General features: G+C 70.3%; 11 protein-coding genes. 4 read left to right on the plus strand and 7 right to left on the minus strand.

Going from position 1 to position 18,776, the window contains the following annotated elements:
• The first annotated feature begins 213 nt into the window (after positions 1-213).
• Both IF09_RS0107440 and IF09_RS0107445 read left to right on the plus strand, forming a co-directional pair.
• Positions 214-4,221, plus strand: a complete 4,008-nt coding sequence (locus IF09_RS0107440) for an FG-GAP-like repeat-containing protein (protein ID WP_051832170.1) — start codon at positions 214-216, stop codon at positions 4,219-4,221.
• 208 nt (positions 4,222-4,429) lie between these two features.
• Positions 4,430-6,652 (plus strand): terpene synthase family protein, encoded by a 2,223-nt coding sequence (locus IF09_RS0107445; RefSeq protein ID WP_030293164.1) that lies wholly within the window; start codon positions 4,430-4,432, stop codon positions 6,650-6,652.
• A gap of 68 nt (positions 6,653-6,720) precedes the next feature.
• On the opposite strand, the gene IF09_RS0107450 is transcribed toward IF09_RS0107445, so the two are convergent.
• From IF09_RS0107450 to IF09_RS0107475, 6 genes are all read right to left on the minus strand, one after another.
• Entirely contained in the window at positions 6,721-8,013 is a 1,293-nt protein-coding gene (locus IF09_RS0107450; protein ID WP_030293167.1) for a YncE family protein, read from the minus strand.
• A 129-nt stretch (positions 8,014-8,142) separates the two neighbouring features.
• Positions 8,143-9,306, minus strand: coding sequence for an XdhC family protein (locus IF09_RS0107455; protein ID WP_030293173.1), 1,164 nt, complete (start codon positions 9,304-9,306; stop codon positions 8,143-8,145).
• Between the two features lie 75 nt (positions 9,307-9,381).
• Positions 9,382-10,845 (minus strand): NCS2 family permease, encoded by a 1,464-nt coding sequence (locus tag IF09_RS0107460; RefSeq protein WP_030293174.1) that lies wholly within the window; start codon positions 10,843-10,845, stop codon positions 9,382-9,384.
• 356 nt (positions 10,846-11,201) lie between these two features.
• Positions 11,202-13,604, minus strand: coding sequence for a xanthine dehydrogenase subunit D (gene pucD, locus IF09_RS0107465; RefSeq protein ID WP_030293176.1), 2,403 nt, complete (start codon positions 13,602-13,604; stop codon positions 11,202-11,204).
• A 2-nt stretch (positions 13,605-13,606) separates the two neighbouring features.
• Positions 13,607-14,212, minus strand: a complete 606-nt coding sequence (locus IF09_RS0107470; protein ID WP_030293177.1) for a (2Fe-2S)-binding protein — start codon at positions 14,210-14,212, stop codon at positions 13,607-13,609.
• A gap of 2 nt (positions 14,213-14,214) precedes the next feature.
• The gene (locus tag IF09_RS0107475; RefSeq protein ID WP_030293178.1) at positions 14,215-15,108 is read right to left on the minus strand and encodes an FAD binding domain-containing protein; all 894 of its coding nucleotides are present in this window, start codon (positions 15,106-15,108) and stop codon (positions 14,215-14,217) included.
• 255 nt (positions 15,109-15,363) lie between these two features.
• Between IF09_RS0107475 and IF09_RS0107480 the strand changes: the two genes are divergently transcribed.
• Positions 15,364-17,046 carry a PucR family transcriptional regulator gene (locus IF09_RS0107480; RefSeq protein ID WP_030293179.1) on the plus strand — a complete coding sequence of 561 codons (1,683 nt, stop codon included), beginning with the start codon at positions 15,364-15,366 and terminating at the stop codon, positions 17,044-17,046.
• Positions 17,047-17,200: 154 nt separating this feature from the next.
• Positions 17,201-17,977: a hypothetical protein gene (locus IF09_RS46790; RefSeq protein WP_030293180.1), complete on the plus strand. Its 777-nt coding sequence runs from the start codon at positions 17,201-17,203 to the stop codon at positions 17,975-17,977.
• A gap of 26 nt (positions 17,978-18,003) precedes the next feature.
• On the opposite strand, the gene IF09_RS0107490 is transcribed toward IF09_RS46790, so the two are convergent.
• Positions 18,004-18,669: a GntR family transcriptional regulator gene (locus IF09_RS0107490; protein WP_037634243.1), complete on the minus strand. Its 666-nt coding sequence runs from the start codon at positions 18,667-18,669 to the stop codon at positions 18,004-18,006.
• Between the last annotated feature and the right edge of the window lie 107 nt (positions 18,670-18,776).

The following is an 18,776-nucleotide window of genomic DNA, read 5'->3' on the forward strand; positions in this document are numbered from 1 at the left end:
GGACCAAATGGGACGTCACGCATAAGATCAACTTAAAAAGCGCAGCTCAGAGCGCCTTGAAGCCGATATTCCGAGTAGAGTCGTCACAGATATCGGACTGATGGAGTGTGCGTGAGAAGAAAAAGGACCCTCTCCGGTACGCCGGGTGGGCGGGGAATTTCACGGGCCATTTCTGTGGCCCTGATAAGCGGAATAACCGCTACCGCATTGGGGGTGATAAACTCGTCGACGACGGCCGTCGCCGCCACCGATCCGGTCGCCGAGGGCTCCATGAGCCCGGCCGACTTCGCACTTGCCAAGGCCAGGGAAACGGGCCAGCCGTACGAGCTGACGTCCGCCCGGACCGAGACCTCCGACACCTGGGCGCTGCCGACGGGCAAGTGGACCGTCAAGCGCTACGGGACGACGGTTCGGGTGCGGCGGGCCGGTGCGTGGGTCGCGACCGATCCGACGCTGCAGTTCGCGGCGGACGGCACGGTGGCTCCCAAGGCGTCGGCAGTCAGCATCGCCTTCTCCGGCGGCGGCACCGGGCCCCTGCTGACCGGGGTCAAGGACGGCCGCACGCTGTCCCTGACCTGGCCGAAGGCGCTGCCCAAGCCGACGCTGGCCGCGAACGTGGCGACGTACGCCAACGTGCTGCCCGACGTCGACCTGCAGCTGAAGGCCGACGTCGAGGGCTTCTCGGAGCTGCTCGTCGTCAAGACGGCCGAGGCGGCCAAGCACCCCGACCTCGCCACCCTGAAGTTCAAGCTCGACACCGTGGGCCTGAACGTCTCGTCCAACGCCACGACCGGCCTGCTGAGCGCCGTCAACCCTGCGGGCCAGACCGTGTTCACCGCGTCCGCGCCGATGATGTGGGACTCCACCACGACCGGGGCCGCCGCCGCTCCGCAGGCCAAGACGGCGGCCCTTTCGCTCGCCGCCGCGGCGGACGCCGGCGAACCCGCCGCGCCCGCCGACGCCTTCGTGACGCCGTCCGGGGCCAAGGACGCGCAGATGCCCACCACCGTGACCGGCGGCAACCTGGAGATCAAGCCCGACCAGGCCCTCCTGACCGGCGCCGCCACGAAGTACCCGGTGTTCATCGACCCCTCGGTCGCCTGGGGCGAGCGCCAGAACTGGGCCTGGGCGTACCGGAGCTGGCCGAAGAACTCGTACTGGAACACCAAGCAGGACGTCCGCGTCGGCTACGAGAGCGAGACGAACGGGCTGTCCCGCTCCTTCTTCCAGCTCGACACCGCCAACCTCAAGGGCGCCCAGGTCACCAAGTCGACGTTCCGCATCAAGGAGACGTGGTCCTGGTCCTGCACGCCCACCCCGGTGGAGTTGTGGACCACCGGCCCCATCTCCTCCGCGACCACCTGGAACAGCCAGCCCGGCAAGGGCACCAAGCTGGCGACCGTCTCCGCCGCCAAGGGCCGTCCCGACTGCGGCGCCGGCAACCTCGAGTTCGACGCCACCGCGGCCGCCAAGGAGTCCGCGTCCAAGGGCTGGTCCAGCGTGACGCTGGGCCTGTACGCGTCCAACGAGAGCGACCAGTACCAGTGGAAGCGCTTCGACCCGAAGACGATCACCCTGGAGACGGAGTACAACAACCCGCCCAGGACCCCTGCCGACCCGGGCACGTCGCCGTGGGTGCCCTGCGTCGAGGGCGGAAAGATCGGCAACACCACCATCGGCCTCTACTCGACGATCTCGGACCCCGACGCCGGGAACCTGAGCGCCGAGTACCAGATCTTCAAGGCCGGCCAGAGCACACCGGTCGCGACACAGACGCTCCCCGCCAACAACGGCAAGGTCGCCACGTGGAACGTCCCTGACACCAGCCTGCCCGACGGCGACTACACCTGGAAGGTGCGCGCGACCGACCAGGACCACGCCACCTCCGCCTGGTCGCAGACCTGCAAGTTCTCGGTCGACCGCACCCGGCCGGCCAAGGCGCCGAAGATCAGCTCGACCGTCTTCCCCGACGGGAAGAGCGGCTGGCCCGCCGGAACCGGCAAGGCCCGTACGCCCGGCTCGTTCACCCTCGCCGCCAACGACGTGAAGGACGCGACCTGGTACGGGTACTACACCGACTGGAACCCTGAGCTCAAGAGCGCCACCGTGGCCCCCGGTGCCTCCGTCGACGTCCAGCTCACCCCGCCCGGCGCCGGCCCGCACTTCGTCTACGCCTTCAGCCAGGACGCGGCCGGCAACCGCTCCGACACCACGGCGTACCTCTTCTACGCCGCCCGCTCCGCGGCGCAGGACACTGCCGGAGACCTCAACGGCGACGGGAACCGCGACATCTGGAGCAACGACTCCTTCGGCAACCTCCTGACCTACGCCGGCCAGGGCAACGCCAAGTTCACTGCCGCGACCAGGGCCGGCAAGAACTTCAACGGGGCCCGGCTCGACACGCTCGGCGACTGGGACGGCGACGGGTACAACGATCTCGTCTCTCTCGAACAGCCGTCCGGGATGACGGCCAAGAAGCTCTTCGCCTACGCCAACAACGGCCAGGGCGGTGCGGACAACCCCGTCGAGATGACGGTGGCGTGCCCGGTGAAGAACCCCGGCGCCGGATGCGACTACGGTCCGGACTGGAACGGCGACGACCACTGGTACAACGCCGAGCAGGTCCTCGCGCCCGGCGACCTGAACGGGGACGGCACGCCCGACCTGCTGGTCAAGCAGGGCAAGCAGCTCTGGGCCTACTACGGCAGCGTCTTCGGCACCCTCGACGGCAACGGGGAGCCGGTGCTCGTCGGCAACACCGACTGGGACAAGTACACCGTCGTCGCCCCCGGCGACGTCAACGGGGACAAGGTTCCCGACCTCTGGCTCCGGGACAACGCCACCGGCGACATCCTGCGCACCTACGGCAAGAAGAGCAAGGACCCGCAGTTCGTCGTCGACCTCGCCACCTGGGGCACCCAGACCCGCACCAAGATCGGCGGCGGTGTGACCCAGGCCGCCTTCCCCCAGATCGGCTCGGTGGGCGACGTCTCCGGTGACGGCGTCAGCGACCTGTGGGCCCGACAGGCCGACAACACGGTCCTCGGCTGGAACGGAGTCGCCTCGGGCGGCACCGTCACGGCGTTCTCCGCCAACTACCAGATCGACGGTGTGCCCGGAGCGAAGATCCCGGCGGGCACCACCTTGGCCTCCGGCGAGGAGTTCTCCTCCGGCAACTCCAAGCTCGTCATGCGCGCCGACGGCAACCTGGTCCTTACGACCAAGGACAACAAGCAGATCTGGTCCACGAACACCGGCGGCAACAACGGCGCCGTGGCCCGCATGCAGAACGACGGGAACTTCGTCGTCTACGCCGCCAACGGCACCACCGCCCTGTGGAGCAGCAAGACCACCACCCCCTACTCCTACGCCGTGCTGCAGAGCCGCGGCGTGCTCGTGATCTACAACGCCTCAGGCCAGAGCCTGTGGACGAGCGGTTCGCAGAGTCGGCCCGACTACAACGGCGACGGTTTCACCGACGTCCTCGCCCGCGACGCCCAGGGCGACGCGTGGGTCTACCAGGGAACCGGTGGCAGCGGCACCAGCACGCTCGGCAGCCGCTACTTCATCGGCAACGGGTTCTGGCGCGACTACTGGACGCACCTCTACACCGCCGACCTCAACAACGACGGCCGCACCGACATCGTCGGCCGCACCAAGGAGGGCGACCTCTACCTCTTCCCGGGTACCGGAGGAACCGACACCAATTCGTTCGCGGGCCGCTACCTGATCGGTGTCGGCTGGAACGGCTACGACCTGGGCTTCGGTGACGTCAATCTCGACGGTCGTACCGACGTCTTCGCTCGTGACGCGAATGCGGACCTGTGGGTCTACCCGGGCAGCGGCGGAACCGGCACCAGCACGCTCAGTGCACGCACGTTCATCGGCAACGGCTTCTGGCCGGGCGGATGGGAGACCCTCCGGTACGCCGACCTCAACGGTGACAGCAAGATCGACATCGTGGGCCGCACCGACCAGGGCGACGTGTACCTGTTCCCCAACAGCACCGGCGCGGACGGGAAGATCTCCTTCGGTGCCCGGACGTTCGAGGGCAACGGCTGGTGGGTCGGCGGATGGACCCCGTACCCCGCCGACCTCAACAGCGACGGTGCCGCGGAGCACGTCGGCGTCCTGAACAACGGTGAGCTCTACGACTTCCTGCCAAACCAGGGCCGCGTCCTGGTCGGCAACGGCTGGAACGCCTACGACGTCGTCCTCTGACGGCACCGCCGGGAACGCTGAACGTTGAGGGGTGAGGTCCCGTAAGGGGCCTCACCCCTCAGCCATGCCCCACGAACGGCATCTGATTCACCTGAAGCGGTGAACTCTTCCTTGTCCCGGCGGCGAAAGGGGTAGGGCCCTGCTGATCTCGTGCGGGGGCCGCAGCCAGCGGACCCCCGCACCCTCGGACGGAAAGGTCCATCGCGCCGTGACACAGCCGTTTCAACTGCCGGATTTCTACGTGCCCTATCCGGCGCGACTGAACCCGCACCTGGAGGCCGCGCGAACACACACCCGGCGGTGGGCCCGCGACTTCGGGATGCTGGAGGGGTCCGGCGTCTGGACGCAGGAGGACCTGGACTCGCACGACTACGCGCTGCTGTGCTCGTACACGCACCCCGACTGCGACGGCGACGCGCTGGACCTGGTCACCGACTGGTACGTGTGGGTGTTCTTCTTCGACGACCACTTCCTGGAGGTCTACAAGCGCACCCAGGACCGCGCGGGCGCCAAGAAGTACCTCGACGGGCTCGCCGCCTTCATGCCGATGGACCTCGCCGACGGGTTCCCCGAGCCCGCGAACCCGGTCGAGGCGGGCCTGAAAGACCTGTGGTCGCGGACCGTGCCCGCGATGTCGATGGGCTGGCGGGAACGATTCTCCGAGTCGACGAGGAACCTCCTCAACGAGTCGATGTGGGAGCTCCACAACATCAACATCGGCCGGGTGGCCAATCCGCTCGAGTACATCGAGATGCGCCGCAAGGTCGGCGGCGCCCCCTGGTCCGCGGGACTGGTCGAGTACGTTTCCGCCGAGGTGCCGGCCCGGGTCGCGCACGCGCGCCCGCTCGAGGTGCTCCGCGACGCGTTCTCCGACGCGGTGCACATCCGCAACGACATCTTCTCGTACCAGCGCGAGGTGGAGCAGGAGGGCGAACTCTCCAACGCCGTCCTGGTCCTGGAGACCTTCCTGAAGTGCACCACCCAGGAGGCCGCCGACCTGTCGAACGACCTGCTGACCTCGCGGCTCCAGCAGTTCGAGTACACGGCCCTCGCCGAGGTCCCCGCGCTCGCCGCCCTGCACGGGCTGGACCCCGTCGAGCTGGCGTCCGTACTCGCGTACGCGAAGGGCCTGCAGGACTGGCAGTCCGGTGGCCACGAATGGCACATGGTCTCCAGCCGCTACATGAACACCGGGACCAGGGCAGCGGCGGCGGCCCCCCTCACCCTGCCCTTCATGCCCAGCGGGCCCGGAACCGCCGCCCTCGACCTGCGCTCGGTGTTCACCCCCCGCGCCATGGACCTGCGCCGGCGCAGCTTCACGCACGTGCCGTTCCGGAAGGTGGGCCCCTCGCTGCTGCCCGAGTTCCACATGCCGTTCCCGCTCACCCTCAGTCCCCACCTGGAGCGGGCACGCCGGGAACTGGTGCTCTGGTGCCGGGAGATGGGCCTGCTGCACCCGCAGCCCGGCGACCCCGGCTCCGACATCTGGGACGAGGCCAAGCTGGTCGGCATGGACTTCGCGCTGTGCTCGGCGGGCATCGACCCCGACGCGACGCCCGAGGCGCTCAGCCTGAGCGCGCAATGGCTGGCCTGGGGCACGTACGCGGACGACTACTACCCCAAGGTCTTCGGCGGGGCGAAGTCACCCGGCGCGGCGCGGGCGGCGACCGACCGGCTGATCGCCATGATCCCGGTGGACCCGGCCGGGGCTCCCCGGCCGGTCACCGCGATGGAGCGGAGCCTGAAGGACCTGTGGGCACGGACCGTCGCCGGGATGGGCGCTGCGATGCGCGCGGAGTTCCGCGGGCACGTCATCGGGATGCTGGACAGCTGGGTCTGGGAGATCGGCAACGCCGTCGTGAACCGGATTCCGGACCCGGTCGACTACGCCGAGATGCGCCGCTTCACGTTCGGCTCGTACATGACGATGTTCCTCGCCAAACTCGGCCACGAGGGCGACGGCGTCCCGCCCGAGGTCTACCGGGACGGCGTGATGCGATCGCTGGAGAGCGCGGCGGCGGACGTCGGGTGCATCGTCAACGACCTCTTCTCGTACCAGAAGGAGATCGAGGTCGAGGGCGAGGTCCACAACCATGTCCTCGTCACCCAGAACTTCTTCGACATCGACTACCCGCAGGCGTTCGCGATCGTCGCCGACCTGCTGGAGCAGCGCACCCGGGAGTTCGAGCACATCCGCGACCACCAGCTGCCGGTGCTGTACGAAGACCACGGCCTCGGCCGGCCCGCGCGCGCCTCGCTCGACACCTACGTGCGGGAGCTGGAGGACTGGATGGCCGCCGTCCTCAACTGGCACCGGAACGTGAGCCGTTACCGCGACGAGGACCTGCACCCGAAGCCCACCGGACTGGCTCCCGGCGCCTGGAGCTCCTCCTTCGGCATGTCGGCGGCCCGCATCTCCCTGCCGGCCTGACCCCCGCCCGGCCCGGGCCGTGCGCGTACCGCCGCCCGGGCGGGCGGACGCCGCTCCTGCGGGCGCCGTTACCGCGGACCCGTCCAGCCCGTCGGGACGTGGCCGAGGCGGACGCGCTGGGGGTGGTCGCCGACGGGGACGGAGACCCGCTTGGTCCCGGTGGCGAAGTCGATGGCGGTGACCCGGTCGGCGCCGCTCTCGGAGATCACGCAGGCCGTGCCGTCCCCGTCGACGGTGGCCCAGTACGGCTTGTCGGCCTGGACCAGCGGCCCCTCGGCGAGGGTGGCGCGGTCCACGACGGTGACGTAGTCGTCCATGGTGCCCGCGATGCAGAGCTTGGCGCCGTCCGGACTCATGGACATGCCGTGGTGGCGGGAGTCGTTGACCCAGGTGGTGCGGTCCGCGTTGGTGCCGGGGTTGCGGGGGAGCTCCTTGATCCGGGTGATCCGGTCGGTGGCCACGTCGTACTCCACGACCCCGTTGAAGAAGGACACCTGGAAGTAGAGCTTGGACTCGTCGGAGCTGAACGACATGGGCCGCACCGCGTCGGACAGGTCCGGGCGGCCGAAGGCGTCCAGCCGCGCGCGCATGTCGATCACGCGGACCGTACGGAAGGTCTGCGCGTCGACGACGGTGATCTTCCGGTCGCCCTTCGTCCAGTCCAGCCACGGCGCGTCGAGGGCGGAGGTGACGTCGCCGATCGAGCTGTTCCACAGGTAGCGGCCGTCACGGGAGAAGGTGTTCTCGTGCGGCTTGTCGCCGGTCGGGAAGGAGCCGAGCTGCCGCCCGGTGGCGATGTCCAGGACGTGCACGGTGTTGGCGGTGGAGGCGGAGACGGCGACCCGGGTGCCGTCGGGCGAGACGGCCATGTGGTCGGAGCGGTAGCCGGAGACGGGGAAGCGCCAGTTGACCCGGCCCGTCCGCACGTCGATCGAGACGACGTCGGCGAAGCTGGGGCGGGAGGCGACCACGGCGGTGCCGTCCGGGGTGGTGTACATGTCGTCCACGAACTGGTCGTGCCCCTCGCCCGCGGTGGCGCGGATGCCGAGGAAGAAGCCGAGCTTGATCGGATCGAGGTAGATCTCCCGCAGCCGCTCCTCCTTGTCGGGGATCATGTTGATCCGCCCGACCTTGGCGAGGTCGCCGGTGGAGGCGAGCACGTCGGCGGTCCCCTCCCAGTTGTTGCCGACGAAGAGCACCTCGCGGACGCCGGGGCCCGGGGCCGGACCGGCGGCCGGGGCGGAGGCCGAGGCGGGGCCCCCGGCGAGGGAGGCCGCGAGCAGCGCACAGCCGGCGAGGAGCGTGACGACGGGGGTACGGGCGGTGCGGGCCGTGCGGGCGGTGCGCGCGGTTCGGGACATCCGCTCAACTCCGTTGCAAAAAGGCGCTGTTACCGGCCGGTAAAATAAGCGGAACGGCAAAAGGGCGCAACCCTCGGGTCACGCCCTTTTCGTCAGGCCCGCTTCTTCAGGCCCTCTTCTTCACGTCCTTCAAGCGACGGAGCCGATCCTGCCGATCACGGTGTTCGAGGTGTCCGGGTGGATCGGTATGTGCGCTCCGGTGAGGGCCGCGCCGGAGCCGCCTCGGCGGTTGGCGACGATCTCGGCGGCGATGGACAGCGCGGTCTCCTCCGGGGAGCGGGCGCCGAGGTCCAGGCCGATCGGGGAGCGCAGCCGGGCCAGCTCCAGCTCGGTCACGCCGACCTCGCGGAGCCGCTTGTTGCGGTCCTCGTGGGTACGGCGGGAGCCCATGGCGCCCACGTACGCGACGGGCAGCTTGAGGGCCAGTTCGAGGAGCGGGACGTCGAACTTGGCGTCGTGGGTGAGCACGCACAGAACGGTCCGGCCGTCCAGCGAGCCCGCCGAGGACTGTGCCTCGAGGTAGCGGTGCGGCCATTCGACGACGATCTCGTCCGCCTCGGGGAAACGGTTCTTCGTCGCGAACACGGGCCGCGCGTCACACAGGGTCACGTGGTAGCCGAGGAATTTGCCGATCCGCACCAGGGCGGACGCGAAGTCGATGGCACCGAAGACGATCATCCGCGGCGGCGGGACGCTGGACTCGACGAGCACCTTGAGCGGCTCTCCGCAGAGCCGTCCGTCGGCGCCGGTCTCCAGCACGCCGGTCCTGCCCGCGTCCAGCAGGGCCCGGGCCTCCTCGGCGATGGTGCGGTCCAGCTCGGGGTGTCCCCCGAAACCGCCCTCGTGGCCGCCGTCGCCCCGGACGAGTACGGCGCGGCCCTTGAGCTCGGCCGGCCCTTCCGCGATCCGGGCGACCGCCGCGGCCTCACCGCGGGCCGCCGCGGCCAGCGCGGCCGCGAACACCTCGCGCGCCGGGGATCCCACGGGGACCGGGGTGACGAGGATGTCGATGATCCCGCCGCAGGTCAGGCCCACGGCGAAGGCATCGTCGTCGCTGTAGCCGAAGGTCTCGAGGACGGTCTCGCCGTCCTCCAGCGCCTGCCGGCACAGCTCGTACACCGCGCCCTCCACGCATCCGCCGGAAACCGAGCCGATGGCCGTGCCCTCGCCGTCGACGGCGAGTGCGGCTCCGGGCTGCCGGGGTGCACTCCCGCCGACCGCCACCACGGTGGCGACGGCGAAGTCACGTCCCTGCTCGACCCACCGGTTCAGTTCTTCGGCGATGTCCAGCATGTGCGGCCTCCTCGGAGAGGTTCGGTTACCAGTATCGGATGCGTGGAGGGTCAGGTCCCGGTCACGGGCCCGGCCTTACTTCACACCGAGCCACGCCTCGATCGGGTGGAGGGCGAAGAAGACCAGGAAGACACCGGTCAGGACCCACATGAAGGCGCCGATCTCGCGGGCCTTGCCCTGCGCGATCTTGATGGCCACGTAGGAGATGACACCGGCGGCGACGCCCGGGGTGATCGAGTACGTGAAGGGCATGACCACCACGGTCAGGAAGACCGGGATGGCGGTCGCCGTGTCGGCCCAGTCCACGTGGCGGGCGTTCTGCATCATCATCGCGCCGATGACCACGAGGGCCGCGGAGGCGACCTCACCCGGGACGATCTGCGTGATCGGGGTGAAGAAGAGGCAGGCGGCGAAGAACAGGCCCGTGACGACGGAGGCGAGGCCCGTGCGGGCGCCCTCGCCGACGCCGGTGGCGGACTCGACGAACACGGTCTGGCCGGAGCCACCCGTGACACCACCGATGGCGCCGCCGGCGCCGTCGATGAACAGGGCCTTGGACAGGCCCGGCATACGGCCCTTGTCGTCGGCGAGCTTGGCCTCGGTGCCGACGCCGATGATGGTCGCCATCGCGTCGAAGAAGCCGGCGAGGACCAGGGTGAAGACGATCATGCCGACCGTCATGACGCCGACGTCGCCCCAGCCGCCGAACTCGACCTTGCCGAAGAGCGAGAAGTCGGGCATCGAGACCGCGGAGCCGTCCAGGGTCGGCGGACCGTTGCGCCAGGCCTTCGCGTCGATGTCCGCGACGGCGTTGAGGATCGCGGCGAGCACGGTGCCGCCGACGATGCCGATCAGGATCGCGCCGGGGACCTTGCGGGCCTGCAGCATGAAGATGGTCAGCAGGGTGACGCAGAAGATCAGGACGGGCCAGCCGGCGAGCTCGCCGACGGAACCGAGCTGGACCGGGGGACCGAACTCGGAGCCCTTGCCCACGAAGCCGGCCTTCACGAGGCCGATCAGGGCGACGAACATGCCGATGCCCATGGTGATCGCGTGCTTGAGCGCGAGCGGGATCGCGTTCATGATCATCTCGCGGAGGCCGGTGACGACCAGGAGACAGATCACGACGCCGTACATCACGCACATGCCCATGGCCTGCGGCCAGGTCATCTGGGGGGCGACCTGCGAGGAGAGCACGCCGGAGACCGAAAGGCCTGCGGCCAGCGCCAGCGGGACCTTGCCGACGAAGCCCATGAGAAGCGTGGTCAGGGCCGCGGCGAACGCGGTGGCGGTGATGAGAGCCTTCTGGCTCATGGTGTCTCCGGCGACGTCCTTGCCGGAGAGGATCAGCGGGTTGAGCAGGAGGATGTACGCCATGGCCATGAAGGTCGTGACTCCGCCACGTACCTCATTGCCGACGCTGGATCCTCTGTGGGTGATGTGAAAGTACCGGTCGAGCCAAGAACGCCCGGCGGGGGTACGAGAGCCGTCGCCGGCCTCTTCCGCGGTGGTCTTGGGCTCCACAGACGACTGGGTCATGGTGCCTAACTCCCAAGGTTCAAAGGGGCACCCGCATGAAGATTGGAGACGCGGGATTTGGGAAACTCCGTTTGGCTGCACGACCCGGGGTGACGGCCCGAGGCGACGCGAAATGCACTGCGTGTACTGCGGGTACTGCGGGGGTTCTGCGGTACTGGTGGCGGCTCCGGGGTGCCGGGGCCACCGGGGTGTTGCGTGGGGGTGCTGCCGGGGGAACGGACCGCGAGCGGTGCGGTGCTTCGTACTCCGGACTTCTTGCTCCGGGCGGTGCGGCTGGAAGTGTGACGTTCCCGGTGTCACACCGCCCGGAAATCTGTGGGGGTCCGGGGGCCTCGCGGCCCCCGGACCACGCCGTCCTAGAGGGTGCCGGTGAGGGCTTCCGGACGGATCGGCGTCTTGTTGAGCTCCAGACCGGTCGCCGCCCGGATCGCCGCGAGGACGGCCGGAGTGGACGAGAGGGTCGGGGCCTCGCCGAGACCGCGAAGGCCGTACGGCGCGTTCGGGTCGGCGAGCTCCAGGACGTCGACCGGGATGGTCGGGGTGTCGAGGATGGTCGGGATCAGGTAGTCCGTGAAGGAGGGGTTGCGCACCTTCGCGGTCTTCGGGTCCACGATGATCTCCTCCATGACCGCCACGCCGAGACCCTGGGTGGTACCACCCTGGATCTGGCCGACCACGGAGAGCATGTTCAGCGCCTTGCCGACGTCCTGGGCGGTCGCCAGCTCGACGACCTTGACCAGGCCGAGCTCGGTGTCCACCTCCACGACCGCGCGGTGCGCGGCGAAGGTGTACTGGACGTGGCCGTCGCCCTGGCCGGTCTTCAGGTCGAACGCGACGGTCGGCCGGTGCCGGAACTCCAGCTCCAGGTCGATCGCCTCGTCCTCGAGGATGTCGGCGATGTCCGCGAGGACCTCGCCGCCGTCGGTGACGACCTTGCCGCCCTCCAGGAGGAGCTCGGCCTGGGCCCAGGCCGGGTGGTACGAGCCGTTCTTGCGACGGCCGATCTCCAGCAGGGCCTCGCGGACCGCCTCACAGGTGTTCTTCACGGCGCCACCGGTCATGTACGTCTGCCGCGAGGCGGACGTGGAACCGGCGGAGCCGACCTGCGTGTCGGCCGGGTGGATGGTCACCTGCGTGACGCCCAGCTCGGTACGGGCGATCTGCGCGTGGACGGTGACACCGCCCTGGCCGACCTCCGCCATGGCCGTGTGGACCATCGCGACGGGCTCGCCGTTGATGACCTCCAGGCGCACGCGGGCGGTGGAGTAGTCGTCGAAGCCCTCGGAGAAGCCGACGTTCTTGATGCCGACCGCGTACCCGACACCGCGGACGACGCCCTCGCCGTGGGTGGTGTTGGAGAGGCCGCCCGGCAGTGCGCGGACGTCCGCGCCCTCGCCGGCGGTCTCCCACTGGCGCTCCGGCGGCAGCGGGCGGGCCTTGACCCGGCGCAGCAGCTCGGCGACCGGGGCCGGGGAGTCCACGACCTGGCCGGTGGGCATGATCGTGCCCATCTCCATGGCGTTCAGCTGGCGGAACTCGACCGGGTCCATGCCCAGCTTCGCCGCGAGCTTGTCCATCTGGGCTTCGTACGCGAAGCAGGCCTGGACGGCGCCGAAGCCGCGCATCGCGCCGCAGGGCGGGTTGTTCGTGTAGAGCGCGATCGCCTCGATGTCGACGTCGTCGATGACGTACGGGCCGACGGAGAGCGAGGAGGCGTTGCCGACGACCGCCGGGGAGGCGGAGGCGTACGCTCCGCCGTCCAGGACGATCTTGCACTTCATGTGCGTGATCTTGCCGTCCTTGGTGGCGCCGTGCTCGTAGTACAGCTTCGCCGGGTGGCGGTGCACGTGGCCGAAGAAGGACTCGAACCGGTTGTAGACGATCTTGACCGGCTTGTTCGTGGCCAGGGCCAGGAGGCAGGCGTGGATCTGCATCGAGATGTCCTCGCGGCCGCCGAAGGCACCGCCGACGCCCGAGAGCGTCATGCGCACCTTCTCCTCGGGGAGACCGAGGACGGGGGCGATCTGCTTGAGGTCCGAGTGCAGCCACTGGGTGGCGACGTAGAGGTCGACACCGCCGTCCTCGGAGGGCACGGCCAGGCCGGACTCCGGACCGAGGAAGGCCTGGTCCTGCATGCCGAAGGTGTACTCGCCCTCGACGATGACGTCGGCGCGCTTGCGGGCCTCTTCCACGTTGCCGCGGATGATCGGCTGGCGGTGCACGATGTTCGGGTGCGGGACGTGACCGGAGTGGTGGTCGTCGCGGCCCTCGTGGATCAGCGGCGCGTCGGCGGCGAGGGCGGATGCCTCGTCCGTGACGAGCGGCAGCTCCTTGTAGTCGATCTTGATCTTGGCGGCCGCGCGGCGGGCGGTCTCCGGGTGGTCGGCGGCCACGAGGGCGACCGGCTCACCGTGGTGACGTACCCGGCCGTTGGCGAGAACCGGGGTGTCCTGGATCTCGAGGCCGTAGTTCTTCATCTCGGCCGGCAGGTCGTCGTACGTCAGCACCGAATAGACGCCCGGCATGGCCAGGGCCTCGGAGATGTCGATGGAGACGATCTCGGCGTGGGCGACGGTGCTGCGCAGGGTCTGGCCCCACAGCATGTCCTCGTGCCACATGTCCGAGGAGTACGCGAACTCACCGGTGACCTTGAGGGTGCCGTCCGGGCGGAGCGTGGACTCGCCGATGCCGCCCTTGTTGTGCTTCTGGGTGACGTTGGTCGGCGTGCCGGCCGGTACCGTGCGGGTGTTCTGAGCCATGGTCAGACCGCCTCTCCCTGACGGGCGGCCGCGAGGCGGACCGCGTCGAGGATCTTCTCGTAGCCCGTGCAGCGGCAGAGGTTGCCGGACAGGGCCTCACGGATGTCCTGGTCGGACGGGTCGGCGTTGCGCTCCAGGAGCTCGTCCGCCTGGACCAGCAGACCCGGGGTGCAGAAGCCGCACTGGACCGCGCCGGCGTCGATGAACGCCTGCTGGATGTTGGAGAGCTCGACGCCCTCACCGGTCTGGGAGTCACCGGGCTTGGCCGCCCAGCGCTTCGCCTCGTCGGTCGAGACGCCGTTGCTGCCGCAACCGCCGCCGGTGCCGCAGGCACCGCCGTGGCCGTGGGCCTCGCGCTGCTTGGCGAAGTCGGCCAGGCCCTCGACGGTCACGACGTCGCGGCCCTCGACCTGACCGGCCGCGACCAGACAGGAACAGACCGGCACGCCGTCGAGGCGGACGGTGCAGGAACCGCACTCGCCCTGCTCGCACGCGTTCTTGGAGCCGGGCAGACCCAGGCGCTCACGCAGCACGTAGAGGAGGGACTCGCCCTCCCACACGTCGTCGGCTTCCTGCTGACGACCGTTGACAGTGAAATTGACGCGCATGGTTACGCAGCCCCTTCAAGCGGGCGGCCGTTGTTGCCGCGGTACTGCTCCCACGTCCAGACCAGCTGGCGGCGAGCCAGGATGCCGACCGCGTGACGGCGGTACTTCGCCGTGCCACGGACGTCGTCGATCGGGTTGCACGCGCCGGAGGCGAGCTCACCGAACTGCTTGGCGATCGACGGGGTGATGACCTTGCCGGACTCCCAGAAACCGCCCTCTTCGAGCGCGGCGTTCAGGAACTCCTCCGCGGCCTTCGCCCGGATCGGGGTCGGGGCGGCCGAGGCGATGCCCGTACGCACGGTGCGGGTGTCGGTGTGCAGCGCGAGGCCGAAACCGCAGACCGCGATGACCATCGCGTTGCGGGTGCCGACCTTGGAGTACTGCTGCGGGCCGGTGGCGTTCTTGATGTGCACCGACTTGATGAGCTCGTCGGCGGCGAGCGCGTTGCGCTTGACGCCGGTGTAGAACTCGTCGATCGGGATCAGGCGCGAGCCGCGTACGGACTCGACCTCGACCTCGCAGTCGGCGGCGAGCAGGGCGGGGTGGGAGTCGCCGGCCGGCGAGGCGCAACCGAGGTTGCCGCCGACACCGCCGCGGTTGCGGATCTGGGGGGACGCGACCGTGTGCGAGGCGAGCGCGAGGCCCGGCAGCGTGCCGCGCAGGTTCTCCATGATCTGGGTGTACGGGACGGAGGCGCCGAGCTTGGTGACCTCCTCGCCTACCTCCCACTCCCGCAGCAGTCCGATGCGGTTGAGGTCAAGGAGGTACTCCGGACGGCGGTGGTCGAAGTTGATCTCGACCATGATGTCGGTGCCACCCGCAATCGGCACAGCTGTGGGGTACTCGGCCTTAGCGGCGAGTGCCTCCTCCCAGCTGGCGGGGCGAAGGAAGTCCATGTGCGGCTCTCTTCTTCTTCATCGTGTCGTTCACTTCAAGCCAGGAGGCCCGGGGGGCCCTCGACTGGTCGTTCACGTGCTGTTAACGCGGTGTGGAGTCAGTACACAAGCCGCGCGTCCCCCCGGTGCAGTCACCGAAACCATGAAGGAGTTGGCTGGCGGCCTCCCTCGTCTTGTAGATTCGTATGAAAGGCAGGATGCAACGACCTGCCCGATTTCCAACGGCAACATTCGAGACAGATCGGCGGCGACACCATGCGGCTGCGCGCACTGCTGGAAACCGAGGCGCTGGGGCTGCGGCTGCTGGGCGGCGAGGACGAACTCGACCGGACGGTCCGCGGCGTCATGACGACCGACCTGAGGGATCCCAGCCGATACCTCACGGGGGGCGAACTCGTCCTCACCGGCCTGGCCTGGCGAAGAAATTCAGCCGACTCCGAGCCGTTCGTACGAATCCTGGCGAGCGCGGGCGTCGCGGGCCTCGCGGCCGGCGAGGCGGAGCTCGGGGACATCCCCGATGATCTCGTTTCAGCCTGTCGGCGCAACCGGCTGCCGTTGTTCGCTGTGAACGAAGACGTTGCATTCGCCACGATCACCGAGTACGTGGTCCGGCAGGTCTCCGGGGAGCGCGCGGGTGACCTCGCGGCCGTCGTGGACCGGCACCGCCGCCTGATGACCTCGGGCCCCGCGGGCGGTGGACCCGACGTGGTGCTCGATCTGCTCACCACTGACCTCGATCTGCGCGCCTGGGTGCTGTCCCCCACGGGCCGGCAGATCGCCGGCGCGGGAGAACCCCTGGCACCAGGCGTCTGCGCGACGCTGGCCGGCGAGCACCTGGCGGCGGTCCGCACCGGGCGCAGGGGCCCGCACCGGATCTCCATCCAGGGTATTGCCTACTCCCTGTTCCCGATCAGGGGAGCGGGGCGGGGCCCGGGCGGTCCCGGGGCCCGTGACGTGCGCGAGAGCGTGCTCTCGGACTGGCTGCTGGCCGTCGAGGCGGACGCGGGCGACTGGCCCGCGGAGCGGCTCGACCTGCTCCAGGGCGTGACCCAGCTGATCGCCGTCGAGCGGGATCGGCGCGACGCGGCCCGTACGGTGCGCCGCCGCCTCGCCCAGGAGGTGCTGGAGCTCGTCCAGACGGGCGCCGCGCCCGCCGAGATCGCCGCCCGTCTGCGGGTCGCGGCCCCGGTGCTGCTGCCCGGGCTGGGCACCGCCCCCCACTGGCAGGTCGTCGTGGCACGGGTGGACTGGGAGGGCGGGGACATCCCCGGCGGCCCGGTGGCGCAGTCGCTGCTGGAGGAGATCCTGATCGACCCGTCCGTCTCGGGGCCCGAGCCCTCGGACCGGATCGCCGTGGCCCATGCGGGTGACGAGGCCATCGCGCTCGTACCGCTGCCCGCACTGCCCGGGGAGCCCGGCGAGGAGAAGGGCGGCCCGGACAGCGCCCTGCACGCCGACGAGCTGCTCTCCGTCGTACGGGAGCCCCTGCAGGCGGGCCTCGCCGACGACGGCCGGCTCACCCTCGGCGTCAGCGCGGCCGTGCACTCCGCGGAGGGGCTGCGCGGGGCGCTGGAGGAGGCCCGGCACGCCCGCCGGGTCGCCGCGGCGCGCCCGGGCCGGGTCTGTGCGGCGGGCCACCACGAACTGGCCTCGCACGTACTGCTGCTGCCGTTCGTCCCGGACGACGTGCGCCGTGCCTTCACGGCGCGCCTGCTGGACCCGCTGCGGGACTACGACCGCCGCCACCGCGCGGAGCTCATTCCGACGCTGGAGGCGTTCCTGGACTGCGACGGCTCGTGGACGCGGTGTGCGACGCGGCTGCACCTGCACGTCAACACCCTGCGCTACCGGGTCGGGCGAATCGAGCAGTTGACGTCGCGTGACCTGTCGCGGCTGGAGGACAAGCTCGACTTCTTCCTGGCACTGCGGATGAGCTGAGCTGATCCGGCCAAGATCGGCGCCGGGCGCCTGACGCGGCGTCCGGACTTTGTGAAAGAGTTCACCCGACCCCTTGGCCGAAGCCGTCGATCCGTGCTCTCATTTCGGCCCAGGGCTCGACGACGTGCTGCTTGGTTGCTTTGGGGAGGGCAATGTGGCGGATACCGCCATGTCCGGTGCCGGAACTACCGGGGGAGACGACCCCCTCCAGCGGGCGATATGGCGGCTGCGCTCGCGCGGCTGTTGGACCGACGCGGCGGCCCTGCTGACGCCGCACCTGCCCGACGCCGGCGCGGCCGTGCAGCGGACCGCGCTGCTGGTCGAGCGGTGCCTGTTCACCGGGCAGGGCTGGGCGGAGGCGGAGGACGCCCTGCGGGTCGCGGAGGCGGTGGCCCACGACGACGACGAGCGGGGCTCGGCGGCGTGCGAGCGGGGGCAGCTGGCGTACGCGGCCACCGTGCTCGGGGTCCGCGACCGCTCGGACGAGGCCCGGTCGGCGCTGGGCCGGGCGGCGGCGCTGCTGTCCCCGGGGTCCCGGACGCGGCCCTTGCTGGACTTCCGGCGCGGCCTGGTCGCGGAACACCTGGCGGACGCCCCCCAGTCGGCCCGGCCCGCGTACCACCGCGCCCATGCCGGGGCGCTGGCCCATGGGGACACCCTCCTCCTGTCGTTCACCTGGCGGCACCTGGCGGCGCTGGCCCTGCGGGACGGGGAGGTGGCGGAGGCCCGCAAGGGCTTCGCGGAGTCCCTGCGCATCCGGGAAGAGCTGGGCTTCCTGATCGGCACGGCCCCGGCGCTGGCCGCCCTGGCCGAAGCCGAGGCGGAACCGGAGGCCGCCCGCCTCCGCGCGGAGGCGCGCCGGCTGTTCCACCTCCTGGGCGGCATCCCCACCTGGCTGGCGGACCAGCTCCACCCGGCCCCGGCCACCTGACGGCGCGGGCCCCTGCGGGGCCCCGGTCAGGTGCCGGTGAAGTGGTTGCGGATCAGGGGTTCGATCAGGTGGAGGTCTCCTGCGATCAGGGCCTCCAGCAGGGCCGAGTGCTCCGCCGCGTCCGCGACGAGGGCCGCCCTGCGGACCCGCGGGGCGCCCGGCAGCGGCCACTGGGACCGGCGGTGCAGTTCCTCCGCGACCTGGACCAGCTGGTCGTTCCCGGCCAGGGAGAGGACCTCCCGGTGGAAGGCCCGGTCCGCGTCCGCGTACCGCGGGAGGTCACCGGCCGCGGCGGCCTCGGCCGTGGCGGCCGCCGCCGGCCGCAGCGCCGACCAGGCCTCGGCCGGGACCGTACGGGCGAGGCGCAGCATCACCGGCACCTCCAGCAGCGCGCGGACCTCCGCCAGCTCCGCCAGGACCCGCGGCGTACGCGACAGCACCCGGAAACCCCGGTTCGGGAGGCATTCCACCGCCCCCTCCAGCGCCAGCTGCTGCATCGCCTCGCGCACGGGCGTCGCGGAGACGCCGAAGCGCTCCCCCAGGGCCGGCCCGGAGTAGATCTCCCCCGGCACCAGCTCCCCGTCGACCAGGGCGGCGCGCAGCGCGTCCAGCACCTGTCCGCGCACCGAATGGCGCAGCACCTTCTGCGTCGGGATCAGCGCCGTCACCCCGACGTGGGCCGCTTCGTGCACTCGGTCCTCCTCGGGGTCTCGACCTGGGCCCTCCGAGGATAGGCGAATCGATTCCGCAAGTGCTGGCACGGGCCACCGAGATCAGTTAAGGTAAGCCTTACCTTTGT

The sequence above is a fragment of the Streptomyces katrae genome, assembly GCF_000717655.1.
Classification (GTDB): Bacteria; Actinomycetota; Actinomycetes; order Streptomycetales; family Streptomycetaceae; genus Streptomyces; species Streptomyces katrae_B.